The following is a 25,131-nucleotide window of genomic DNA, read 5'->3' on the forward strand; positions in this document are numbered from 1 at the left end:
ATAAAAAAAGTCCTCCTAGTTTCCGCTAGAAAGACCAAATTATTATGTCCTAAGTAATTATAATAAAAAGAAGAATTATTACAAATATATTGACTTTATTTTTTGAATATTTGAATGCGGGAGCTTGAGGAAAATTTCTCAAGTTTTTTTGTTACCCAAAAGGAGAAAAAAGATGAAGAATGTCTGTCGTAGTCCATAACTAAAGAAAATATCAACAAGTGAAGGGAGGGCAGAAACAGATGGATGCTGAAAAGAAAACCTTGTATTTAACCGTAGGAAAGGAGGTTTCCCTAAGTTTTACAGGAAACGGTGAAGCATTACAGTATATTCGCTTGAGCGTGAATAAGCTGGCAGAAATTATTAATAATGGCTTGGTCGATCGCCAAAGTATTTTTGAAATTGACGAAGTTTCACTGATCACGAAAAGTAATTATAAGACCGTTGTGCAAGTGGTCGCTGGGAAACAAGTATTACACGGTAATACGGATCATGTAGACGTGGTTATCGATAAAGATAAAACAAAACAAAAAGCAGCTGGAAAAGATATTTTCACTAATGGCGACTTTTTATTTATCGTTGATCAAGAACAACACATATCGAAACAAGAGCTGCATACGCTAAATATAAAGAACTCAAAAAGTTATTTAAACGAAGGAGACCGCCTATGATCTTATATGGCCAAGGAACAAAGAATGCGTAATCGAGCGCCACCGTCCTTTTCGAAAATCCATTTTGAAGGAGAGGATGTGAACAGGTACCAATGAAAAAGAAGCACAAACTCGTCGTTTCGTTTTCAGTGATGATCATTTCTCTTCTTGCTATGGCCAACTTTCCTTATGTTTTGGCACAAGAACAAACAGATACCGCTAAAACGGATCAGGAAGTGGCTGCAGTATCGGAAGAGACCTTAAACAAAGAACAGGAATCAACCGTTGTTCAAGGTGCTGATGGCTTACTGTACGTGGTAGCAGACAAATCAGACAAAGAACAGCTGCTTTCTTCAGATACGCCGCAGATCGCTGAAAAAACTGAAGGAGATTTTACAGCTGTTGAAGTAGGGATCGATGAAAAGCGTCAGGAAAAAGCGGATCAGGCAGATCAAGAAATCAAAGACTTTGATGAAATTGATCTAAATGATGTTGAATCTCTGCAGTCGGCAGTCAATAGTGAAGATCTTCCATTTATTGAAGAAGATCAAGTCGCTGAAGAATTGTCAAAAGCCAAAGATTTAGAAGAATCCGAACAGATCTTGATGCAGACACGTTTCTTTTATGCTGAAGAGATCCTGAACCAAACGAATAACTTGAATGATGTTCCTTCTATGTTAAAAGAAAGCAAAGTTGCTTTGCTGGCTTCTGTTTCAAAAACAGTCTCTGAAACAACGATCAATCCACCAGCTGGTTATCCTTGGCTGATGTATATCGTTCGCAGCAACGGCTATTCTTACACAGAAGACCGTGGAATCCGACGGACGATCGATGGGAAAGATGCGTTTTGTTTACAAGCAGGGGTCACGGCAGCTAAGACGTACACGGATGCCGGTAGCAGTTACTTGAGTACTTCTCAAAAAGAAACGATCACGTCCATTATTAGTGCTTACCGTGAATTAGGCGGTTGGGCAAATAATGACGCTGGCAAACAGCGTTGGATGGCCGCATCAAGTCTTGTTTGGGAAAACTCAAACGAAAAACCAAAAAGTATCACCATTACCCCAAATCACAAAGCTGGTGTGACTGATTGGAAAAGTAAAATCAACACTCGTGCTGGTCAGATCCGTACACGTCCGCAATGGGACGCAACGTCTAAGACGGTCTATGAAGGAGAAAAAGCGACCTTTACTGTGAAAAATAGTTGGGGTGATCATAACCTTTACGTAGAATCCGTCAGCGGTGGGGCAAAAGCGACGATCAGTGGCAATAAATTAACCGTTGATACGAATGGATCCACTGCAACAAAAATCACTGTAAATATGGTGAAAGGGTCGAAAACAAACGAAAAATATCCCACTACTGTCTGGGCGAACGGTTCGTATCAAAAACTGGTCACTGGTTCTTTTTATGTTTCAACTTCCGTAACCGTGAATGTGAAGCGAAAAGGGACAGTGGATGTTTTAAAAGTAGATGCAGATACGAAAAAGCCGTTAGCAAATGCCACCTTCCGCTTTACGTATGATGGAAAGACAACAGACGTAAAATCAGGAACGGATGGGAAGGCAAAGCTAGGAGAACGATTAAAGGCTGGGTCAGTAGTCAAAGTGAAAGAAATAACCGCTCCTTCAGGCTACAAGTTAAACGGAACGGAGTTTTCAATCACGGTAGGGGAAAATACGAATGTTTCGAAGACCTGGACAAACGAGCGACTCGCAGGAGCTGTAGAGCTTACCAAAATCGCAGACGTCGATCAAAAGTCGTTAGATGGTGTGGTATTTACACTATACAAATCGGACGGATCCATTTTACAAGATAACCTAAAAACCGACACAAATGGCCAACTGAAAGTAAAGGATCTAACGCTTGGATCCTATTATTTCAAGGAAAAAGCGTCATTGGTTGGTTTTGAAACAGATAGTAAAAACTACTCGTTTACCATTACTGCAGATGTGACTGAAGCAAAGCCGGTGAAATTAACAATCACCAATCAGTACAAATTGAGTGCTTCAAAGACGGTATCAGACAAGAATGAGACAGGCAAAACCAGCAATACTTGGTCAGCTGCTTCCGATGATTTTCTACAATATGATTTAACGACAAGTACGGTAGAAAAACTAGGATCTCGTTACTTAGCTGATTTTGTTATAGAAGACCAGTTTCCAGCTGAAACGGTTGCTATTTCTACGGTACAAGTTTTGGCGCAAGGTAGTGATGTAACAGATCAATTTACAATTACCAAAGATCTGACGAACGGGAAAGTGATTGCTACTGCGAAAAGCACCGCACTTACAACTTCTGGATTTTATGGAAAATCATATGATCTACGTACGAAAATGATGCTAAAGCAAGAAATTCTGACCGCTAAAAACAAAGCAACACTGTCCTTCAGTAAGCAAGGTAGTGTGAAAACAGGAACGAAAACTGCTTCTTCAAACGCTGTTACAACTACTTTACCAGCATTCAAGCTGACAGTGAATCATGTGACAGAAACAGAAAAAGCGCTGCTTAAACAAGTCGTTGAGACGAAGTACGATGGGGAGTCGTACGAGTATAAGCCGCTGGATGATCTATTCGACGTGAAAGGCAATCGCTACCGCTCGAAAGTGACTAGAAGTGGGGTCGTTGCTGGCAAAGATCTTGTACTTGAGATCCCGTATTATCTACCGTCTTTAGAGATCAATGCCGAGAAAGTTTCAATATTGACTGGCAAAGCGTCATTGACGGACAGCTTGAAGGCGACGATCACTTTTTCTAAGTCAGCGAGTTACGAAGATGAACTGAAAAATGTCGTATATCGATTGACTGTAACGGATCAAAAACAGAAGAAGACGGTACTGACAAAGGATATTTCACTTGCTTCTTATGCTTCTAGCCTAGCTGTTGATTTGCCTACTGCAGGCTTTACTAAGGGTGAGAAGGTTCCGTATTCTCTTTCCCTTCAGGTACTGAAAAATCCTGACCAAGTAAAGGCAGAAACAGATACGACCGACTTTTCAACATTCGGCTATACCGCTTCTGAAAAAATCCTCACCAATGCGGATCTGAAAAGCGGTAAGCTTTCTTATAGCGCAGTGAGCCAAACAGAAGCAACGAGAAAAACCAAAGCGTATGTAGAAAAGAAAGAGAGCCTGCAGTTTGATTTTGAAGAGCAGCGTTCGTCAAAAACGGGCTATGGACTACCAATCACATTGGAACCGATCTACAGCAGTGAGATCCAAGATACGCCATTACTCTCGTTTACACTTTCTTCTCCAACGAAGCTAGTCGATACCTATTTAGATCTTCAGTATGTCGAATCAAAAGGGAACGTTCAAATCCCGCTAGATCGTACGATCAATCAAGTAGCGAAACAAACGACTGCCGCTATTACTTCTACAAAATTTGAGTTTCCTCAAATAAGCGTAGAGGAGAAGACGGGTGCATTGTATACGCAAGAACAAGTAAAAAATCCAACCAAAAAAATTGCGAATAAATTACTTGATGGGGGAAGAAAGTTTTATTTGCCGATTTGGGCAGAAAAAGGGGACTACAATCTGACGCTGCAATCGAATGTGATTGGCCGTAACTTTATTCAAGTATCGATGAACCAAACACTTTCGGTCTACGCAAACATGTATGCGACGATTGATAGTAAAACAAAGAAAGAAGATGAATTGTTACTCACGCCGGTTTATCCTGATACGACTGTGCCAAAAGGATGGTCAAAAGCAGAGATCACGTGGTTAAGAGGAAAGTAAGGAGTTGGGCAATATGTATGGTTCAGCCGTTTTTGATGTACGATCGGAATTAAAACAGTCCAGGCACCTATTGCGGAAAGTAGTTTTTAGCAGTTTAGGGATCCTGGTCTTTTTCTTTCTCTTTAAGCAGTTGATCGGGATCCCGTTCAATTACTTGAATCAGATCAGTTCTTCGTTTTTAAACTTTGGTTCTGGAAGCAGCAATGTTTCCGGTTCGCTGACCTCAGCGATTCAACAAAATCAATTTGTTCAGGCCGTTATGGTATTCGTTACTGGGATCTTGGCAGTCTGCACCAAATTTTTTGATGAAATCAAACAAATGTTTTTCAAATAACGATCGGCTTTAATAGCCGGTTTATATTTCTACTGAAGGGAGGTGACATTCATGGATACAGTTCAAAATCATTCTCACACATTGATGAACGTTGCGATTGCAGTAGGTTTAGTTGCAATCGTCGGTGGTGTTGTTTTCAAGTTTTTCCCTGATTTCACAACACAAATGCTAGCTAAAATCACTTATTACGTTTCAACATTGCCAACAAAATAATGGTTAAAAAGATAATCGGGGAAGACAATCTTTGTCTTCTCCTTTTTCTTGGTTAGGAGAGGGAGGAATGACACATTATTGGCGACAGATCACGGTTATGATCGTGGGGGCACTTTTTATGATTCTAATTGCGTGGTTTTTTATAGGAAATGCCAAGAAAGATACCGAAGCATTTAACATTACCGAAGCGTTAAGAACAGCTGCAATCAGTAACAAAGATGATTCTGCACGCATTCAGCCTGGCGCTTTTTATTTGGATCAAGCCAACTTTGAAAAAGAGTTCGAACAGACGATCAAGAAGCAGCCATTCTATGCAAAGAAAACAGTAAAAGTGACGTTCAACTACTTAAAAGAAGCAGATAACAAAGGAATCAAAGGCATTCGTGCCTATGTAGAGTCCGATGGATCCATTGACGAAGCCACATGCATTTTAAGTACGCCGGAAGGAGGGTAAATAAATGGTTGTAATTAGAGAAAAAAAGTCCATTTTTAAAGATGAAAAAGACGTGTTAAGAAATGTAAGGAATATCGTGACTACCAATCAATTCCGACATATACCGTCAGTTACTGAAGAAGAGCGAGACGATTATTTGGAAAAATTAGTTGAAGATAGTCGAGTCGAAGTGATTCGAGACGATTTAGTTGAGCACTATCCGGATGAAGTGATGCGTGCCTTCACGTCTAAAGCTTCTCGTGAAAAGCTCACTAAATTAGTCCAAGAAGAGCAGCGATTTGGAAAAGATGATGAAGGACAAAAAAAAGCGGCCTATGTCGTCAATGAGATCGTCGGTTTTGAATTTATCGATCGTTTACTTTTGCATGACGAGTCAATCACGGATATCGGATGGAACAGTACGTTTCTAACCGTCGAAAGTGCGGATCAACTACGAATTTATACGGCAGAACAATTACAGTTGCCCGATCCTGAAAAGACGGTATTTCGAATCGTAAAGAAGTTCGCGGATGCTGTAGGAAAGCCATTTACTCGAAATGATCCTATCTTGGATAGTGTATCAGGAAATTTACGATTAAATGCTATGCATCAAGTGATCAGTCCAACTGGAACAACGATGTCCTTACGGGTCAGTCGACCAGGTCTAGCATTGACCGAAGAAACGTTTGTCGATTTTGCGCCATCTTTTGTTTTGGAATTTCTAAAAATAATCATGAAGGCTGGATCAATGAGCGTGATCGGTGGGGAGACTGGTTCTGGGAAAACGGAATTGATCAAAATGATGTTATCATTTGTGCCTAAAAAAGACCGTATCTTTATGATTGAGGATGTTCCTGAAACAAGAATCAAGGAACTTTTGCCAGATCATGATATTTTTTCTCTCGTTACAGGAAATATCGTGACGATTTCAGATCTGGTTCAAGCTGCTTTACGGAATTACCCTAAATGGATCGTTCCCTCAGAGACACGTGGTTCTGAAGCTTATGAAATGATCCAAGCTGCACGGACAAACCATTCAGGATTGACGTCGATTCACTCAACGAATTGTCGAGCGCATCCTCGAAGGTTAGTCACCATGTCTAGTATGGGGTATAAAATTAATGAAGAAGCGGTCACTGAAGATATCCTTACTTTCTTCGACTTTGGATTTCAGATCAAAACTGCTTATATCGAGATCGATTCGGAAAATCTTATTTTCAAAAAAATTCGATATTTGTCAGAAATCGTAGAGTATTCAGTAAAAGATACGGCCACTACTTTGTTTAAACAAGTATTAAACAATGGTCAGTTCTACGTTACTACGGGTCAGTTGTCTGATCAGTACAAGGAAAAGCTAGCAGAACGCTTCTTATCCTTTGATTTTCCTGAAATGACCAATGAAAAGATTAATAAATCGGAAGAGCTTGAACAGATTCTTCAAAAGGCGGTGGCTGAGTTTGCGAATCAATCAACTTCAGACGGAAGCTAAGAACCGTGTGAATCTTGAAGAATTACATGCTTTAAACAGTGCTTACGGGCAGCGATTAAAGCAAAAAGAGATCATTCAGCTTGTCGGACTCCCAGCTGTAGTCTTAGGCGTTTTTTCATTAATTCTGACGTATATTTGGTGGATCGTTGTCGGATGTACAGTGATTGGTGCTATTTACGGCTATCGGTTTATTTTGCCAAAGGTCGTGAATCGGAGGTATCAGATGCAGTCATTGGTGGCCAGAAACAAATTTCTTTTGAATCTCACACAAGTGACGATGGACAATGATTTAACTGTTCTTCAGTCTTTGGCCTATGTGATCGATGAAACAGAAGGAGAACTTTCTGAAGATCTTCGAAGCTTGTATGCCGCTCTTGGTGTAGGGTCTGATCCCGAAAGGGTCTCTTATTTATTGAATAACCTATCTGAAAAGTACCATGATGATGCGATTTTTGGTCAGTATTTGGAACAGCTTGACACGATTATTCAAGAAGGTAAAAACAATACGGATTCGTTGCAATATCTAACAGAACACCATAGTAAAATGTTAGAAAAAGTCAATTTGTTTCTAAAGAAGAAGAATGAAATGTTAAGCGGTGTGCAGACACTCCTTATTTTAATGGGCGCTATTATTTTGCTATTTCATGGGGTTTCTTTCTTCATGAACGGTGATTTTGCGCAATACATGGACGGCTATGCCCACCATCCAATCGGTTATGTCAGTTCAGCCATTTGTCTTACTTCGCTTAGTATGATCTTAAATAGCTTTTTCAAACAGTATTTTGATGATTCTGTCACGGAATTGGGGGTGCGAACCAAAAAATGAATCTCGTTATTCGAAACAAAACTACAGAACATAGTGAGAATCGTCCATTCTTTTCTCGCTTGCTTCCGGATCTTGTTTATGAAGATCTCTTAGAAATGAATAATACCAAAGAAAATATTGAAAAGTGGTCAAAAAAGAATGCTCGAAACTTTGGTATCTGCTTTTCTTTTTTTATTGCACTTGGGTTGTTATTGAGTTTGTATCTAATTCCAATCGGTTTCGTGATCAGTGTGTTGGTCTACCTTAACACGATCAAATCAGTAAAAATCGTTTATCAGCAATTTCGATTTGAACGCCAAATTCAATTTTCGAAATTTTCACGGCTACTTGTTCCTGTATTGAAACAAACAAGAGGGGGAATCAATCTTCGCTCTGTTTTTGAGCGAATCGTTCCAAGGATGCCACATGAGATCGATAAGAAGATCTTACAACGGCTCATGTTAGATATGAGTCGAAATCCAAGCAGTTTCGATCCGTTTAAGATGTTCGCCAAACAAATGTCTGGAACAGACAGCAGCCGGTTATTTATGGTTACTTTGGCACGTTTGGCACAAGGATCAGCGAATTTGCAAGTGATCGATCAGCTTTCTAGGATCACCAGCGAAGAAATGATGGCTGGTATTGAACAAATCATCCACTTTAAGATTAGTCGGTTTTCCGGTCTATACATGAAGCTAGTAGGAGCGATTTTGGTCTTTGTTCTTGGTGCTTCTATTGCGATCATTCCTTTCCAACTTGGAAAAGTCTATGTTTATCTCTAAAGAAAGGAGCATAAATTATGGATGTAGAAGATAGTCAGGGAGAAGTTTTCAGCATGTTGTTTTACTGTTTGACTGTACTCGCCTTTTTGAGCGTCGTCGTTTTCGGCTATCAGCTTCAAACGATCACTACTTATCGGCAACAAGTCAATTATCAGATTGAGCGAAAAGGTGGTCTGACAGCTGAAGCAGTTTCAGAGCTCAAAGATTACTCAAATAAACAATTTCACGGCTGGTATACGGTCGAAAGTCCTTCACTAGGGAAAAAGGCTGCGTTTGGAGATACGGTGGCTTATACGATCAAAGCGACCTATCCAGTTTTATTTCTACCAGACAATATCTCTGTGAAGATAGGAATTGAAGGACAAGCGCCTTCTCAAGTGAGGTGAAGATATGGGAAAAGTATTTTCCAAATTGTTACGGCTCATTTTCAGTTTGGTCGTGGGTGCGCTTCTTCTTAAAGTTGTCATTGATTACCAAGACGTCATAAAAGCTGCATGGGAACAGTGGTGGACGCAGCAAAGTATAAGAATGTGAAAGGGGTGATCGTGTGTCCGGGCAATATCGGGTACATTTTTCGCACGTCAACAAAAAATTGACACGAAAATACCGTGCATTGAACACAAAGATGGTTCACGGTATCTTTCAAGCACAACAGATCATGGAACAGCTACAGCGTTCAATCACGGAGCCTACGAAATTGTCAGTAGTGATTGACAATGGCGAACAAGAAATAATCTTAGAAGACGTGGTCGTTGATCCTACACGGAACACGGTACAACTGTTAGATATGTTGCAAGAAGAGATATCCACTCTTGAGACAAATCGCTTGGAAGGAGAAAAGCTTTACCAAGAAATCAATCGGCAATTCAATGAAGAACGAAAAGCATTGCCAGAAATGGAACCAAGACAAAAGCGAACCTACTCGAAAAAATCGAGGGGTTTTTCTTTTTTTAGATAGTCAATTAGCCAGGAAGGAAGAAGTATATGGCAGGGAAAAAATCAGCGGTGTCACCATTTGTAGAAGCCGCAAAAGAATTACTTTCTCAAGAAGGTATTACCTTTAAGGAATGGACGAATGATCATTTACGAGATAAAAAAATGGCCATTCTTGAAGGAAAAGACAAGGAATGGGAAGAATCAACGATTGAAAAGCAATGCGAGTCTTACGTGCTTTCAAAAATCTATACTCTTGTACCAGATAAAAACCAAGTGAAAAATGGAGGAAATAAACATGTTAATGAAACTACAACTAGCACTGCTAACACTACCAACGAATGATTGGGTCACTTCTTTAGATAATTCAGGAAAAACAATCTACACAGCACTACAAAAACTATCACTACCACTGGCCGTTATTATGACGATCGTTGCCGGAATTATTTTCATGAGTTCCGATCGAAAAGCGGACATGGCCAAAAGTATGTGGTTTCGGATTGCTTTAGGAATGATCGTAATTATGTCAGCTGTTTCATTAGCAACCTACTTTCAAGGGATTGGTAAAGGATTCTAAAATTAAATGTACAAAAAGATGGGAAGCATTAGCACTTTCCATCTTTTTTTAAAGGAGAGAACCATGGGAAATTATATTTTGCGTTTTACAAAATTACCAAAAGAAATCAAAGCTACGAAGCGATTGACCCTGAAAAAGAAGTATTCTCTTCCTGAAGCGAGAGAACTTTTTTACCAGGTTCAAGCAGACGTTGGGCCGCTGGATAATAAGATGACTTTAGAGATCCATCGTATAGAAGGAACAAAAGACTATTGGGAGTTCACTCTCCCCTTAACAAAAGATGTACCTTTAGACCTACTGATCGACGAGGATATTATTCAGGAGCTTAGAAACTTAAAGGGAAGCCAAAAAGAACAGTTTGAGGAATTGGAAAATGATCTTTTAGTCGAGTTTGATCAGTCATTTGAACCTGTTGAACAAGAAGTCAACGAACCAAAACCATCATTTCTTAGCGGCTTGTCCTTGCCAGAAGTGAAATTGCCGGAGGTTGCGGAAAATCTGCTTTCTCGTGTATTACCGAAAAAGCAACAAGAAGCAGTTCCTGTTATTGCCGAAGACCAATTAAATGCGCCTGTCAAAGAAGAGGAAGAAATAATAGATTTATCTGAAGACGATTATCTTCCTGATTATGAAACGGTAGAAGAGGGCGAGCTTTCATTTGAAGAACCAGAAGAGAGCAAGCAAGAAATCACAATTTCTCAGAGTTCAGAGGAATTGACTCGTGTTTCTACAGCGAAAGAGCCGGCTCCTGGCATCGTGATACCTCCTTTGGATACCTATTTGGATTTAACGACACAACCAATCTTTAATCCTATCGAATCGCTGATCGCTAAACTAGAAGCAAAGCTGGATCGTCAGACGCAAGAATTGATCATGTATTTTGGTTTAGCCGATAAAAATGATTTTATCAGTGAGCGAAAGAAAGAATTTATCCGAACACAATACAATCCAACGTTCTACAAACAGTTGATCTCAAGCCTATATAAATTAAAAAATGACGTAGAGAACAAATTGATCAAAAAGTTGACGATCGCTTATCAAGAAATTACTTCAGACGATGGTTCTGAAGAATGTCTTGCGGAATTAGCTGCTAAAAAAGCAATTCTAAGTGAAGAATTTACTGATAAGATCGAAGCAGCGTTCACTTCTTTAGAGAATCAATTAGCGCTTGATAAAGCGAGGATCCAAAAGCGGCAACAAGAAGAAGTGGAACGATTGAATAAGCGCCATCAAGACGAGCTTTATCAAATCGATGTCAAACTGCAGGCAGACAAACAGGAAAAAGCGGCACAATTCGATCAAATGAGACAAGAAGCAATCGAACAAGAAGAAGAAAAAATCACTGCTTCTTATGAAGAAAAAGCTCATAAGGCACAGTACAGCCGATTGATTGAGCGTAAGAACAGTCAACTCGAAGAGTTAAGCACGATCCTGGTCGAATCAGTGCAACAAGTCACGGATCAAGAACTGCAGTACTTACAATCAATGAAATCAAAACTGATTGAATCACAGCCTGTCTTTGAAGAGCAACGTCGGATCCATGAACAAGAGTTACGGGAAAAAGCCGTACTTGCGCAGCGTGATCGTGAATTGGCTATAAAAGAAAAAGAATTGTCCCTAAAAGATAAAGCCGTGCAGAATGTTGAATCAACGAAGCAACAAAATCAACAAAAAGAAATGGAAATCTCGCAATTTCTAGCAAAATTGATCGATGATCAGACCCGAAGAGGGGCTGAAAACTTGGCGACGCAACAACAGCTGATGGCATTTATCCAACAGCAACAACAAGGCACGCCTTTACAGTCAGCGCCAACACAACCAGGTGCCGTACAACAAGCAGCAGGGAAACCGTCTTTATGGAAAAAAATCACTTTAAGTGGTGCGGTTTTACTTGCCGTGGCAGGATTTGGCGGCTATGTTCATGCAAAAGCCCAACAAGATCCAAATCAAACAACTGTATCTGCAGCTGTTCAAACAGAAAATTCTTATGCTAGTTTCGAATCAGCTGAACCAGCGGTTCCTTCTTATGATGATCAAATCAGTGCTGGTAAGTATATTGAAGCGGCTAAAGAATATCCTGAAAATATTGACCATGTGGTTCAAGTCGTCTTTGAAAAAGAAGACACAGACACCTTAAAGCAGTTAACTAAGCTAGGTGAATCAGATTATGGTTTATTGGATCTGGCCATTCTACAACAGGATCAAAAGGCCATTACGTCGATCTACCAAGAACTGTCAGATGCGTTGAAAAAAGATTTAACCATGGGTCAAAAACAACAGATCGCTTCTGCTTACTTGTTACAGGACAAGCCGAAAGAAGCAAAATCGGTATTGGAATAAGGTGAGCATCTATGCGAGTACGAAGTAAGAAACGCTCCTTTTTCTACCGATTATTTTCTGTGTTCGGTCTGAAAAAAATCGCCCTTTTTATCGGAAGGGGTTATTCGATAAAAGGAGAAGGACTAGCCGAAGAACATAAGCGTCATGCACCAATAGCGTTTCTTGGCTTTTTCAGTGCCTTCTTCTTGGTTTATTTTACGAGCAACTATCTGATCAATTTTATCGTTTCATTTCTGCCGATTCTTGGCAAAGCCTTTACACTTTCGATAAAGCAAGACTTTTCAACGGCTGGAAAGCTGTTTCAGACGTTTCCTTATTTTGCCCGTTCCTTGTTTATTCATGTAGGAACGAACAAGCAGCTGCTTATCACGCTGCCTTTGGCTTTCTTTTTTGCCTGGTTCGTCTTTAAAAAGCTGACTCGAAAATTTGATTCATTGAGTTATGGCCAAGAAGGAGACGCCCGTTTGGCGACGATCCAAGAGATCAAAGAGCAATATCCGGCAGTACCTGATCGAAAAGAACGGTTTGAAGGGATCGGCGGTATTCCTATCACGCACTATATGAACAAGTTTTATATCGATCGCAATACAGTCAATTCACTTATTCTAGGGACGAGTCGATCAGGTAAGGGTGAGTCGATCGTTTTTCCACTGACTGATATCTTGAGTCGAGCGAAGGAACAGTGTTCTCTTATTTTCAATGACCCGAAAGGAGAACTTTATAAAGGATCAAAAGAAACATTAGAAGAAAGGGGCTATGAGGTACAAGTACTTAATTTAGAAACACCCGATCAATCTATGAGTTATAATCCGCTGCAGCTGATTGTTGATGCTTATGTAAGAGGGGATTCTTCTTCTGCGCAGATGTTGGTGGATCAATTCACGTATGCATTGTTCAATGATCCAAACGCTGGTCAGAATAAATGGGTCTATAGCGGTGCGCAGAAACTGTTGAACGGCGTGATCTTAGCCCTAATCGACTACTATTTAGAAAAACACGATTTAGGAAAGATCACAATGTACAATGTGGCACAGTGGATCATTGAAATGACAAATCGAAAGGTCATTGATCGGGTCACTAAAAAAGAGTACACACAACTCGATCTCTACTTTGAACGTTTGCCGCAAGGACATATCGCCAAAGCACAATACTCTTCATTTTCTTCTATGGATTCGAAGAATAAAGGGCCAATTCAAAGTGCCGTCTTGGATAAGTTAACGATTTTCCAAGGGTTTGAAGCGATTGCGAAGATGACGTCAAAAAATAGTTTTCGGCTGAAGTCGGTGGGTTTTCCTAAGTCGTTGTTCTTCCAATTTGATCGATCGATGTATGATCAAATTTTGAAAGTTCGCTTCTTGCGCAATGGACAAGTATTAGGAGTAGAAACGATCCGTCCGAATATGGCTGGTGTGGTGGATTTGAACTTCAATTTGAACTTACACACTGGCGATCAATTAGAAGTGGTTTTCCAAGATAAAAAAGCAACCTATTCGATCACTCTACTTGAAAAAGATGGTGAGTTAAATCGAATCAGTGGAGATTTAGAAGAGTTGAAGCAATGTGAACTTTTCTACACAGAAAAGCCGATCGCTGTATTCATGATCACGCCGGATTATGATCCGTCTAAAAATGTGATTTCTTCCATGTTTGTTAAACAACTGTATACAACACTTGCACAAAATGCTGGAAATACGAGAGGTGGGAAGTGTTTCCGAAGAGTCCATTTTATCCTAGATGAATTTGGGAACATGCCAGCCATTGAAAGTATGGATAACATTGTGACCGTTTGTTTAGGGCGAAACATTCTGTTCGATCTATTTTTACAAAGCTATGCGCAATTAGGCTCTGTATACGGGGACTATACGGCGAAAATCATCAAAGAGAATTGCCAAAACCACTTGTATATCATGAGCCAAGACAAAGATACACACGAAGAAATATCAAAACGAGTTGGTGAGAAAACGGTGGAAAAACATTCGACTGGTGAACAGGATCCACTTTCTCTTGATACGAGTAAACAAACTAATGTTGGCTCTCAACGAATAATTACCCCGTATAAATTATCTACGCTTATGATGGGGGAAATGGTTGTACTAAGGTTGCACAGGGAAAACAAAAAGCGCCAAAAAATCCGGTCGTATTCTATTTTTTCTACGAAAGAGACGTCGATGCCTTTCCGATTTGAATATTTGGGTGAGTACTTTGACCCGAACCGACCGATTGAAGACTTTAACATTCCCTCTGAACATAAAACCTTTGATTTAGCAGCAAACGCAATCGATGTCGATGATTTGATTTCAGAATCAATTAACCGATCGCTGCTCTTGTCTCTGGAAGAAGGCCTTCAGTCAGAAGAGGAACTGTTACAGATTGATGAAGAAGCCTTTGCATCAGTCCTCAAACGTTTTGATACAAAAGATTTGGAAAACTATCGAGAAATTATCAAACTTTCGATTGTCGAGGATCCGGAAGAATCACAAAAAATTGATTTAATCGACTTTTTGAAACAAGCGGTTACTGAAGATCTTAAACCACTTTTTAAAGAAGAAGAACGGTGTGCATTTCTACAGCTGGCTAATTTCTATTTAAACGACTCATACTATAAAGATATTTCTAACTTAGTCCGATTAGATACAGAGTAGACGTGCTATACTAAATTCAAATTGATAGAAAAAGAGGGGTTAATGTGAAACGTTTAAAAATGAGTGGTTTCGGTTTATTATTGGTACTTATTGGTGTTTTTCTTCTAAGTGGATGCTCAAATTCACCAGAAAAAAAGCTGTCAGATATTTTTGAAGAGGGAAAATCTTTCTATTTATCTAATTCGCCTTCAGATGAACCAGAATTTAAAATAGATAAAATGAAGGATGGTTCTCTTACTATTTCCAATATTGATAAGGGAATTTCTGAAACAATGAATTATGAGGTTGAAGAGCAAGAAAAGGGTTTATATCATTACAAAATAGCAAATAGTGAGAATTATGGAATATTTGAAGTTTTGGACAATTTTATATCAGATACAAAGGACTTTAATGTATTCTATGACGAAGAGAATGAAGGATATGCCTTTGTACCTATTTCAAAAAATTATTCGAAAATGGATTCTTCTTTGAAAGAAACTAGAGAAATCTATTCTACAGACCCTCACTATTATGTTGCAGAATATAAAGAATAGATAGTCACTACGAGGAGCCTGAATAAGGCTTCTTTTTTTATGATTGGAAGGTGAGTAAAACGGAAAAAGCAACGGATTTTCTTCAAAAATTTAGTGATTGGATTCAAGATGCAACTTTATTTAGCTATTTATTTAAATGGATAAGTGCAAACTGGGTAAAAGGACTATACAAACTAGCTTCTGGGGTGGAAGATATCTTGGATCAAGTGTTCAAGGTCTTTGGATTTCTTGATAATGGGACAATCGGTAAAATATATACCAGCATGCGATTAGTCTCATTCACTATTTTGATTATTATGATTATTGTTATTGCTTACAAATATATTTTAAACGAACGAGTGGATCTAAAGGCAGGCCTTTTCAGGGCTGTCTTTTTTGTTTGTTTAGGTGTTCAGCTTCCAGGCTTGATTACATCAAGTGTGGAGCTTTCTCAAAAAGTTTATGGAGAAACAAAAAATTTAGATACGACTGAGAAAAGTACACTTTCCTACAGTATTGTAAAAGAAAATTTATCAGACTTGCAGTATTCTTCGAAAAACGGTTTTTCTCGACTGAATAGTGATGCGGGAACTCAAAAAAACAATTTGTCAGAACAAGCTTTTAAAGCTACTGATTTATCAGAAGTTTTAACTCCTGAAAAAATCAGAAAAATGAAGGATAAAGCTAAAAATCAAGATGATACTTCTTACCTAGAATATAGGCTAAAGACTGACGAAGATGGAAAAGTCATATCAGAAAAAATAGAAAACGGAATGTTCGATTTTTTTAAAGAAGGTAAATTTCGTTTTTCATACAGGACGGGCACAATCACTTTGTCACTACTGACAGTGTCGTTTGCTTTTATCTGCTCTGCATTTATAATTGCAACGTCTTTGATTGAGCTACTATTTGCAAAGTTGATGTTTCCAGTTCTTTCTGTTTCTGATATTGAAACCGGACAACGTACAAAAAAAATCCTTTTGGATATTGGGAACAGTTTATTAGCGATTATGTTGACAGGGTTTAGCTTGAGTATCTTTAAGTTATACTTTTCATTTATAGGTAATCTTGATGTCGATTTTCTTCCATATTTAGTACTTTGTATTGTTGGTGTCCGAATTACGATCGACGGCCCAAATTTCTTTGGGAAATTTCTGGGGTTGGATATCGGGCTTCGTTCAGGATGGCAAGCTATGGTTGGTACAGCAGTTGCTGCGAAAGCTGCGACAAGCGCTGTAAAAGGTGGAGTGAATGCTGGTAGTAGTATTAAAGAGCACGCCGGAAATGCAGTCAGCCGTATGAGAGTCAATAACGGTGTACACGAAAATAACAATGACAAATCGATTCAAAGTCGCTCAACGGTTCCAGGAAACAATGGCTCTTCTAGAAGCAGTGTGCAGGAATTTGCAGCGAACATGCGACAGTCGTTTGGCATGCAAGACCAACAAGAGCCGGTGACACAAACGCAAGGATCGAATCGATCAGCGGTTCCAAATGATCAGATAAATCCATCGATTCAAGACAAGGATCAGGTTTCTGCTAATGGAGAGCTGCCTTCAGGAACCAATCTTTCGCCAGAAACACCTTCTCACCCTATGAGTGCTTCTACTTCTTCCAGCGCCGTTTCTCAAGGTAAAGAAACAGATGGAAAAAGCATTGGCAATGTTTCAGCTGAAGCGTTGAAACAGATGGGTGAAAGTGGCAATCGAACCGAATCACCGATCGATCCTATCAACGGCAATCGTGCGAATGGTTTGGCAACGGGGAAAACGACCGCTTCACAGAAAACCCAACGAACGACGATTCCCCCAATCCATACGCCAAGTAGAAAAGCCGCCATCCAAGCAGCGACAGACAAAGTCAATCAGAACAACAATATGCAACAGTCAAACAATCCGAGTGTATCTGAAGGAAATCCGACTAACACTCAGAGAGCTAACGATCAGGAAGTGAAACGAGCAACACCAGAAGCGTCTTACGGCACTTCTGCAGCAGCACCTAGTCAATCTGTTCAATCGAGTGAACAAGCGTCTGAAGGAGCTTCTGTGGCATTTGAACGGACTACAAGTGTGAGTCCTTCTACAGCTGCGATCGTACAACGAAGCAATCAAACGTCTGCTACTGCTGGCACTCAAATGGTGAAACAATCACCAAGTAGAGGAATTGATCGATCAACGGTGATACCTGCTAGACGTAGTGAGCCAAAATCAGGTTCGATCAAACAACCAGGACAACCAACGAACCATCGATCGGTGACTAGCCAGAAACCTGCAGAAAAATCAACGGCACCAACGTATCATATTCCAACGGTTGAATCAAAAACGAAGGAGCTTTCTACACCAAAAGAATTGGCCACCAAATACTTGAAAGAGTCGAGTGTGACACCAGAAAATGATTACTATGATATCTATCAATCCATGAATAAAGTAAATGCCGATGATTATATTTAGGAGGAGATCTTGTGTTAAATGTCCATTGTATTGAAGGCCGACTGGCTGAAAGTCCCATCTTAAAGAAAACGGAACGTGGCACGTGTTATACACGTGTCTTGTTAATATCAAAACGAAACTTCAAGACAAAAAAGGAATCTGACTATCAATCAGATTCCTTTTTATGTGTGCTGTATGGCACGATCGCAAAGTCCTTTGTTGAAATGACGTGTCGAGGATCTCATGTTTCCTTTGTGGCCAGAGTCCAAGTCCGACCGTATGAAAATCAGTCAGGAGAACGGTGTTACGTGTCTGAAGATATCGTACAAAGCTACAACTTGTTAGAAACCAAAGAAGTGACCGATCGTCGGCGAAAGCATTTATCTGAAGGTCAGCCAGCAGAAGAAATGGCTTTAAACGAGTACCGTCAGGCGGTAGAACATATTCCAACCAGTTATGACGAAGCTGATTGGTACCAATAGAGGAGGAAAAACATGGATAAATACCACAATATCGTGATTCAACGAAGTATTAAACAAGAACTAAAGTATAAATCTTTGTATATCTTGGATCTTCTGATCGTCTTTGGCCCCTCGATGTTCCTTTTGTATCTACAAGGGTATCTGCATTTTTCTCTTGTGACGTCGATCCTATTAGGCATTGTTTTCTTTTTCCTTGGCTTGTTCCTATGTGCAAAGCCTGCGTCAAACGGAAACAGAAGAAATTTGTATACGATCTATTGTTTGATCGTAATGGATCGAAATGTGTATGAAGTACAAAGCTATAAAAAAAGGAGAGGGTAAGGCATGGCCGCAAAACAAGTTCAAAGTTTCCGTTCCGTAGGACGAAAGCGCACTAAAGGGGAGAACCCATCTATTCAAGAATTGGTACCAATCAAAAAAATGATCCGAGGAAACGTGGTCAAAAAAAATGGTCGGTACCTCTCTTTTTTGAAAGTCACGACAAGAAATATCAACGGTCTCAGTGCCAGCGAGCAATATCAGGCTATGCGACATTTTGAAAATATGTTGCGGATCTACGAAGAAGAAATGAGTATTTTATCGATGATGTTTCCTACAAATATCGATGACAATCTTGTCTATTGGAACCGACAGCTGCAGCTGGCAAGGGAAGAAAGAAACACCGTTCGAGCAAGAATCATTCGAGAACAGATCAGCCGTTTGGTGTGGGTCGAACAAGAACTATCAAATTTAGAATTCTACTTTATTGTTTATGGAAAAACAGAGAAGGAGCTGAACCTTTCCAAAACGATTCTAAAACGAGCAGGCGGATCCAATCTAGGAATCAAGGATATTCCGCCGAAACAAATTGAGCAGATCTTAATTAAATTAAATAACCTGAATACCCCGATTTAGTCTGGAGGATAAAAATTATGTTAAATGAAAAAGAAATTCAAACACTTGTTAAAGAAGGCTTTGACCTCAGTTTCATCGAAAAAATCCAACCTCAAGGCGGCATTACGTTTCCTGAAGACCGAATGGTCGCAGGGGACGGTACCTATGCTTGTCTTCACATCTATCAATTAGCCAAACGGCCAGCGCCATTTTGGTTGACCACAATTATGAATAACCCAAAAACAATCACAAAATTCGATCTTGCCCCGATCGACAAAGAAGTCATTTTAAGCGATATTGACAAAGCTATGCGTGAATTAGACTCACAAGCAGAAGAAAACCGAACCCGTACCCAACGAAATGAAGCAGTCAATGAGTTTCGTTCTCTGGAACGTTACGCAAATGAAATCAATCAAGGCGACGAAGTCAGTAAAATGGTCGATATACGTATCTATGTGACTGCAGATACACAAGAAGAGCTTGAAAAAGAAGTGGGTGATCTTAGACGTTCGCTCAAAGCCATGGGCTACAAATCTGTTTCGTATATTGGCAAACAAGCCCAAGAATGGCTAGCTTTCTTTCAAAGTTATTCTGAACAACAAAATGAACCAGGCAGTAAGGAAGGCATAACCGTGCCAAGTTCTGCGATCGGTGGCGGTTATCCCTTTAATCACCAATTTTTAAATGATACGGGTGGTGGCTATATTGGGAAAACAGACACAGGCGGGTCATTTATCTACAATCCGTATGCGATCACTGCACTTAGGAAATCGTTTAGTTCCATGACTCTTGGGAAACCTGGTATGGGGAAATCGACGTTACTGAAGCTTTTGGAAGAAATGTTATATGGCAAGCGGACAATCATTCGAGGGTTTGAGAAAAATCGAGATTGGTATAAATTAATCCAGTCGCAAAACGGGAAAATATATGATCTATCTGGAAAAGAAGGCATGTTAAATCCGATGGAACCACTTGCCACAATCACAGATGCTAGCGGAAAAGTGATCGATGAACTGAACAGTTACTTGCAGCATAGAGCAACTTTTTTTAACAAAGTGCGCTTCTTAAATCCCGCTATGCGTTCAGTAGATATTCTCGATTTTGGTAAGATCATGGATGATTTTTATATCTCTTACGGTCTATTACCTGAAAACTATACACAGAATCAAAAAGATATCCATATCATTGGATTGGATCCTTCAAGATATCCCACAGTTGGTGAATTCAAGCATTTCGTTGATCAATTTGTGGAAAGCGGCTATAAGGATCGTGTGACGGACGTCAAAATGGTGGAAATGGAAAACTTTCAAACGGTGATCACGTCAATGTGCGAACAATATGGATCAATCTTCAATGGACGTAGCACGTTTCGAAATATTGATGAAGAAGATGTCCTTTTCTTTGATATTGAAACGATCGGTCACTTTGACGATGAAGTATATAAATGTATGCTTTACACCGCTATGAATATCGTTTGGAACCAGGCACTTAAAAATGGCCGGAAACAAAAAATTGCTTTGGAGAATGGCGATATTACTCCTGATGAAGTTCGATTCTTTGCCTTTTTCTTAGATGAATGTCAAGAGATCCTAAGTCCTGATACGGTGTTTGTCGTTAAACAAGTCGTCAAATTCTTAAAAGAAATGCGGAAGTTTTCGGCCGGTGCTTTCTTTGCGACACAATCGCCACAAGAGCTGTTGCCTGAAACGTCTTCTGATGATTACATTTCAAAAATCAAACAAGTCTTTGAATTATGTAATGCGAAATTCTTTCTACAGCTGGATGCTTCAGTCAGTGAAACAATGAAAAAAGCAATGGGAAATCTGTTGACTGATGGACAGTATGAAGACCTGGCATTACTCGAACAAGGAGAAGTAATCGTCAATTTAGGAGGAAATAACAACTACAAGATCAAAACGGATCCTGATCAAGAACAGTTGAAACGATTTGCAGGAGGTCACTGATAAAATGAAATCGAAAATAATTAAATTGTTGGTCGGAAAAGCAAGTAAGAAGGAGAAAATCCAACTCTTACTTGCTTTTTTAGGTAGTTCAACCGCTGTTTTAACTGCTCTTGTTATTGTGGTAGCCAGCTTGCTTCTCGTGATCTTTATCGGTGGTGCTTCTCAGACAACATCGACTGATGGAGGTATTGAGGGGGGCGGAATTAGTGTCTCAGAAATGACGATGCAATGGAAAGATAAGGTCGCAAAAGAAGCAGAGAAGAACGGGATCCCTGATATGGTGGATCCCTTACTTGGCATTATTGAAGCGGAGACGGGTGGAAATGCCGTACGTTATCCTGATGTCATGCAGTCCAGTGAGTCACAAGGAAATGCCCCTAATACGATTTCAGATCCTTATACGAGCATTGAAGTCGGTGTAAAGTATTTCGCTGGTTTGGTTAAAGCACATAAGGATATGGACGTGTTAAATATCATTCAGTCCTATAATTTTGGCCCTGGATTCTTGTCCTTTGCGACAAACAATTACGACTTAAATCGAGCGATCGCTTTTGCGAATAAGTACGCTCACGGCGTACAAGTGACCTACACGAATCCGGTGGCGGTAAATCTCGGTTATACCTATCGATATGCCTATGGGAATATGTTTTATGCCATGATCGTTAAACAATATCTAACGCCGAAAAGTTCCGGTCTTCCTGGTGGAAGCAGTGATATGGCGAAAGTCGCTCAAGCAGAAATCGATGAAGGTTTGCATGTCGGAGGACAAAAATATTGGTCATGGTATGGCTATGGTGGCCGTGTGGAATGGTGTGCAGTCTTTGTTTCCTATGTGGCCGCAAAAGCAAATGTGAACATGGAAAAATTCGCCTACTGTCCAACTGGTATTCAAAATTTCAAACAAAAAAATGAATGGCAGCCAGTCGGTGTGGAACCAAAAGATGGGTGGGTGATCTTCTTTGATTGGGACGCAGACGGCATCAGTGATCATGTGGGCATCGTAAAAAGCTACTCAAACGGCACAGTCTATACGCTGGAAGGAAACTCAGGAGACAGCACGAAAGAGCGTAATTATGGCAAGACCAGTCAATATATTATGGGCTATGGCACGCCAAAATAAGTCATAGCAAAGGAGTGAAACAACATGATCAAAGAAGCTTTTAAACAGTGGAAACATGCGCTGAAAGAAGAGCATTTACAAATTAAAATCCAAAACAAATGGTTCGAAGAACTAAAAAAAACAGACCTTTATCGACAACTTAAGAAGTACAAATGGTTGAGGAATGGATCTATTTTGATCGACTATATCATTTTAGTCGGGTGCTATCTATCTATTTACACGTTGCCAGTTAGTAAACTAAATGCTATTTTGGGTAGCCATATTACAAAAGTAACCTATCAAAATATTGTATTTATTTATACAATTTTAGTTTTATTACTGATGATTTTCTCTGTTTTCTTTACTGTAGTTCTATCTAAAGACAAGCTGAAGGATGTTCGGGTGCTAAATAATATGCTTATTTTTTTCTTGTTTGGCGGTGTAAATTATTTGTTGCTTTGTTTGGCCTGTATCATTCAACCAGCATACTTATTGTTCGTTTTAGGACTAGGTATTGTAAAAATAGTCATTCGAATATGGAAGGATCTACAAAGAGAAGCCGTGTTCCTATCTTATAACGAAGCAGAGAAAGAAGATTTGATCGGTCATTATAATCGTCATGGCATACTATTTGAAATGGGAGATGAGCCACGTATTTATCGAATGGACTATTTCCAAGAAGAAAACAAAAACAAGGAGTTGAGATCATGAGTTATCAACGATTGAGCGGTATTTTAATACTTGGATTATTAGCTAGCTGGGGAGTTTTTGGACTCTTTATCTGGCATTCAAGCAAACAATCAGAAGCTGCTTCAGAACCTAAAATTGAACAATCTATTGAAGAAAACCATTCGGAGCCGGACAATAGCAGCACTGTTGATCCTACTGAAAATCAGGCATCAGAAACCGTTGAGAGTGAACAAACAAATCAATCAATGGATAAAAAAAGTGCCGTTGTGCAAGACTTTGTGACGACTTATTTCAACACAAAAGATGAACCATTTCTTAAAGATCGTGTCTCGCTGTTGAACGAAAAGAAATTGATTACTGACGAATATAACCAAGAAATGACGCAATCGATTGGGGATATGGACAATGAAGATGCCAAAATGAGCGTAGAAGATCTACGTGTTTATACGAACGATGATCAAACCTATTTCGTCATTTTTGATCTCAATTATGAAGGATTGGATTCAAATCAAGTCCTTGTTTATGTTGCTTCAGCTCACGTCAGTGATTCTAATCAAATCGATCATTATGAGCTAATCGCAACAAATACCAAATTAAAAAAGGGGAATGAATGATGGTTATTTTCGGAAAAATCTCTCACTTTATTTCTTCAGTAAAGGAAATGAAATCGAAAATAAAACAAAAACATTTTCGAACGAAGACACAAACATACACCAAAATATTAATGGCTTTTGGTTTTTTATTTCTATCGATCATCGGTCAAGCTGTGTTATCAAAACCAGCAAATGCGTATTCGGAATCGTCAGTTGAAAAGCCGATTCCTTTTGATGCAGGAGAGGTCACAGTACTAAAAAAACAATATTCGCCAGTTAGTAAAAGTTATCGCATGGATATTTATGTCGATTCAGAAGTCGATCTTGTATCTGATGGAGAGCCAGTTACAAAGGCAACTGTCGTCACAAAAGAAGATATCAATACACCGTTAAAAGTAGAAGTAATCCCCGTTTCTGAAAATTATTTTGTTCTTTTAGCACAAAATATCGACGATGAATTCGGCGCTTTGCGGTTTGATGTTACGTATAAACGATCAAAAGATTCCGATGAATCAGCGCTTAGTCTGTATGGATCCCAAGAAAAATCGACGATCGTTAAAAGTGATCTTTCAACTTTAAGTCAAGCTGAATTGAAAATCAGCGGACTTGAAAATGATATCCGATTACAGCAGCTAAACAGAAAAATGATTGAGGAAGAGAACAAATCTCTTGTTGAAGAAATCAAAAATACACGAGAAAAAATTACTTCTTTCACTGAAGAAAAAGAATACCAAGTCGGAGAGCAGTTAGCAAAAACGGAAGATTCAATCACCACTTTGGAGAATACGATTGAATCATTTAAAGGGAACATTTCAGATAATCAAACCAAAATTTCTGATATCGAAAAGACGATTCAGTTGATTGAATCGAAAATTGACGAACTCAAAAAAGGTGTGTGAGATAACATGTCAAAGAAACGAATTCCGGTATTTTTAGACACGGAACATGAAGATGCTTTGAAAGAATTAAAAACCTATTTGCCCGTTGACGAGGATATTAAAGACAGTCCGATGATTCGATATGCGCTGCTTGAATTACTTAATCGGGTGAGAAAAGAAATAAATTTCGAAAAAAAAGTATTGGATTCTTTGTCTTTATTAGAGATTATGACCAATGCAAAATTGGAGCAAGATCATACCAAAATACAAGACCTTTTTTCTTCTGATGTTTATCAAGAAGCAGTCACAATGAGTAAGAAAGTTGTTCGAAATAAGAACTATCGCTTTAAAAATAGGAAGGACAAATCAAAGAAAGAAGAAAAGAAAAAGGTCAAATCTGTTCAAGAAGATGTCAAAAAAGAACGTGATTTTAATGATATTGTTTCCCAATATTTACCAAAATAATTGAGGGGTGATGATGGCACCTAGGTGGCACTTTTTACAAAAAGTACCACCTAGGTGCCATCGGTAGTGGTAGCTGAGTGCCATTAAAAAAAGGGTTGTGGTGACTTCTCTAAAGGTCTTGAAACGCAATAGGCACAGCCTATTTTCCCACTCTCTCCATGAGAGTGGTGCGTTCACCTTATGCTCTTTCATTGTTCTAACTCTTTTAGGC

Annotated in this window: 25 protein-coding genes and 1 pseudogene; all 26 read left to right on the forward strand. The window is 39.3% G+C overall.

Going from position 1 to position 25,131, the window contains the following annotated elements; genetic code table 11:
* Positions 1 to 239: 239 nt before the first annotated feature.
* The 26 genes and pseudogenes from IGK63_RS16290 to IGK63_RS16415 all read left to right on the forward strand — a co-directional run bounded on the left by IGK63_RS16290 (position 240) and on the right by IGK63_RS16415 (position 24,920).
* Positions 240 to 668 (forward strand): hypothetical protein, encoded by a 429-nt coding sequence (locus IGK63_RS16290; RefSeq protein WP_010749173.1) that lies wholly within the window; start codon positions 240 to 242, stop codon positions 666 to 668.
* Between the two features lie 92 nt (positions 669 to 760).
* Positions 761 to 4,387 (forward strand): MSCRAMM family protein, encoded by a 3,627-nt coding sequence (locus IGK63_RS16295; protein ID WP_429972562.1) that lies wholly within the window; start codon positions 761 to 763, stop codon positions 4,385 to 4,387.
* A gap of 13 nt (positions 4,388 to 4,400) precedes the next feature.
* Positions 4,401 to 4,721, forward strand: coding sequence for a hypothetical protein (locus IGK63_RS16300; protein WP_010749175.1), 321 nt, complete (start codon positions 4,401 to 4,403; stop codon positions 4,719 to 4,721).
* 51 nt (positions 4,722 to 4,772) lie between these two features.
* Positions 4,773 to 4,934, forward strand: a complete 162-nt coding sequence (locus IGK63_RS16305; RefSeq protein ID WP_429972563.1) for a hypothetical protein — start codon at positions 4,773 to 4,775, stop codon at positions 4,932 to 4,934.
* A 67-nt stretch (positions 4,935 to 5,001) separates the two neighbouring features.
* Positions 5,002 to 5,388 carry a hypothetical protein gene (locus tag IGK63_RS16310; RefSeq protein ID WP_034696353.1) on the forward strand — a complete coding sequence of 129 codons (387 nt, stop codon included), beginning with the start codon at positions 5,002 to 5,004 and terminating at the stop codon, positions 5,386 to 5,388.
* A 4-nt stretch (positions 5,389 to 5,392) separates the two neighbouring features.
* Complete coding sequence (locus IGK63_RS16315; protein ID WP_429972564.1) at positions 5,393 to 6,856, forward strand: ATPase, T2SS/T4P/T4SS family; 1,464 nt, start codon at positions 5,393 to 5,395, stop codon at positions 6,854 to 6,856.
* Positions 6,825 to 7,682, forward strand: coding sequence for a type II secretion system F family protein (locus IGK63_RS16320; RefSeq protein WP_016612355.1), 858 nt, complete (start codon positions 6,825 to 6,827; stop codon positions 7,680 to 7,682). The genes IGK63_RS16315 and IGK63_RS16320 overlap by 32 nt, the downstream gene beginning before the upstream one ends.
* Complete coding sequence (locus IGK63_RS16325; protein ID WP_429972565.1) at positions 7,679 to 8,443, forward strand: hypothetical protein; 765 nt, start codon at positions 7,679 to 7,681, stop codon at positions 8,441 to 8,443. The genes IGK63_RS16320 and IGK63_RS16325 overlap by 4 nt, the downstream gene beginning before the upstream one ends.
* A 17-nt stretch (positions 8,444 to 8,460) precedes the next feature.
* Positions 8,461 to 8,829, forward strand: a complete 369-nt coding sequence (locus tag IGK63_RS16330) for a hypothetical protein (RefSeq protein ID WP_010749181.1) — start codon at positions 8,461 to 8,463, stop codon at positions 8,827 to 8,829.
* Positions 8,830 to 8,990: 161 nt separating this feature from the next.
* Positions 8,991 to 9,401: a hypothetical protein gene (locus IGK63_RS16335; RefSeq protein WP_142960379.1), complete on the forward strand. Its 411-nt coding sequence runs from the start codon at positions 8,991 to 8,993 to the stop codon at positions 9,399 to 9,401.
* 26 nt (positions 9,402 to 9,427) lie between these two features.
* Positions 9,428 to 9,721 (forward strand): DUF5415 family protein, encoded by a 294-nt coding sequence (locus IGK63_RS16340; RefSeq protein ID WP_429972566.1) that lies wholly within the window; start codon positions 9,428 to 9,430, stop codon positions 9,719 to 9,721.
* Positions 9,675 to 9,953 carry a hypothetical protein gene (locus tag IGK63_RS16345; protein ID WP_230319195.1) on the forward strand — a complete coding sequence of 93 codons (279 nt, stop codon included), beginning with the start codon at positions 9,675 to 9,677 and terminating at the stop codon, positions 9,951 to 9,953. The genes IGK63_RS16340 and IGK63_RS16345 overlap by 47 nt, the downstream gene beginning before the upstream one ends.
* Before the next feature lie 63 nt (positions 9,954 to 10,016).
* Positions 10,017 to 12,293: a hypothetical protein gene (locus IGK63_RS16350; protein WP_429972567.1), complete on the forward strand. Its 2,277-nt coding sequence runs from the start codon at positions 10,017 to 10,019 to the stop codon at positions 12,291 to 12,293.
* 11 nt (positions 12,294 to 12,304) lie between these two features.
* Positions 12,305 to 14,935, forward strand: a complete 2,631-nt coding sequence (locus IGK63_RS16355; RefSeq protein ID WP_429972568.1) for a VirD4-like conjugal transfer protein, CD1115 family — start codon at positions 12,305 to 12,307, stop codon at positions 14,933 to 14,935.
* A gap of 44 nt (positions 14,936 to 14,979) precedes the next feature.
* A complete protein-coding gene (locus IGK63_RS16360) occupies positions 14,980 to 15,468 on the forward strand; it encodes a hypothetical protein (protein WP_429972569.1) in 489 nt (162 codons plus the stop codon).
* Positions 15,469 to 15,518: 50 nt separating this feature from the next.
* Positions 15,519 to 16,613, forward strand: a pseudogene (locus IGK63_RS16365) (pLS20_p028 family conjugation system transmembrane protein); the annotation flags it as partial.
* Between the two features lie 27 nt (positions 16,614 to 16,640).
* Entirely contained in the window at positions 16,641 to 17,897 is a 1,257-nt protein-coding gene (locus IGK63_RS16370; protein ID WP_429972584.1) for a hypothetical protein, read from the forward strand.
* An 11-nt stretch (positions 17,898 to 17,908) separates the two neighbouring features.
* Positions 17,909 to 18,358, forward strand: coding sequence for a single-stranded DNA-binding protein (locus tag IGK63_RS16375; protein ID WP_086373482.1), 450 nt, complete (start codon positions 17,909 to 17,911; stop codon positions 18,356 to 18,358).
* Between the two features lie 12 nt (positions 18,359 to 18,370).
* Complete coding sequence (locus IGK63_RS16380) at positions 18,371 to 18,679, forward strand: DUF5592 family protein (protein ID WP_005230821.1); 309 nt, start codon at positions 18,371 to 18,373, stop codon at positions 18,677 to 18,679.
* Between the two features lie 3 nt (positions 18,680 to 18,682).
* Complete coding sequence (locus tag IGK63_RS16385; RefSeq protein WP_429972570.1) at positions 18,683 to 19,252, forward strand: hypothetical protein; 570 nt, start codon at positions 18,683 to 18,685, stop codon at positions 19,250 to 19,252.
* A 17-nt stretch (positions 19,253 to 19,269) separates the two neighbouring features.
* Entirely contained in the window at positions 19,270 to 21,195 is a 1,926-nt protein-coding gene (locus IGK63_RS16390) for a VirB4 family type IV secretion system protein (RefSeq protein WP_221679009.1), read from the forward strand.
* A 4-nt stretch (positions 21,196 to 21,199) separates the two neighbouring features.
* A complete protein-coding gene (locus IGK63_RS16395; protein ID WP_429972571.1) occupies positions 21,200 to 22,315 on the forward strand; it encodes a lysozyme family protein in 1,116 nt (371 codons plus the stop codon).
* A 24-nt stretch (positions 22,316 to 22,339) separates the two neighbouring features.
* A complete protein-coding gene (locus IGK63_RS16400) occupies positions 22,340 to 23,005 on the forward strand; it encodes a hypothetical protein (protein ID WP_429972572.1) in 666 nt (221 codons plus the stop codon).
* Between the two features lie 356 nt (positions 23,006 to 23,361).
* Complete coding sequence (locus tag IGK63_RS16405) at positions 23,362 to 23,598, forward strand: hypothetical protein (protein ID WP_429972583.1); 237 nt, start codon at positions 23,362 to 23,364, stop codon at positions 23,596 to 23,598.
* Positions 23,598 to 24,476 carry a hypothetical protein gene (locus tag IGK63_RS16410; protein ID WP_429972573.1) on the forward strand — a complete coding sequence of 293 codons (879 nt, stop codon included), beginning with the start codon at positions 23,598 to 23,600 and terminating at the stop codon, positions 24,474 to 24,476. The genes IGK63_RS16405 and IGK63_RS16410 overlap by 1 nt, the downstream gene beginning before the upstream one ends.
* A 6-nt stretch (positions 24,477 to 24,482) precedes the next feature.
* On the forward strand, positions 24,483 to 24,920 hold the full coding sequence (locus IGK63_RS16415) for a hypothetical protein (RefSeq protein WP_429972574.1): 438 nt from the start codon (positions 24,483 to 24,485) through the stop codon (positions 24,918 to 24,920).
* The last annotated feature ends 211 nt before the right edge of the window (positions 24,921 to 25,131 follow it).

The organism is Enterococcus sp. AZ040, from assembly GCF_050499185.1.
Classification (GTDB): Bacteria; Bacillota; Bacilli; order Lactobacillales; family Enterococcaceae; genus Enterococcus_D; species Enterococcus_D entomosocium.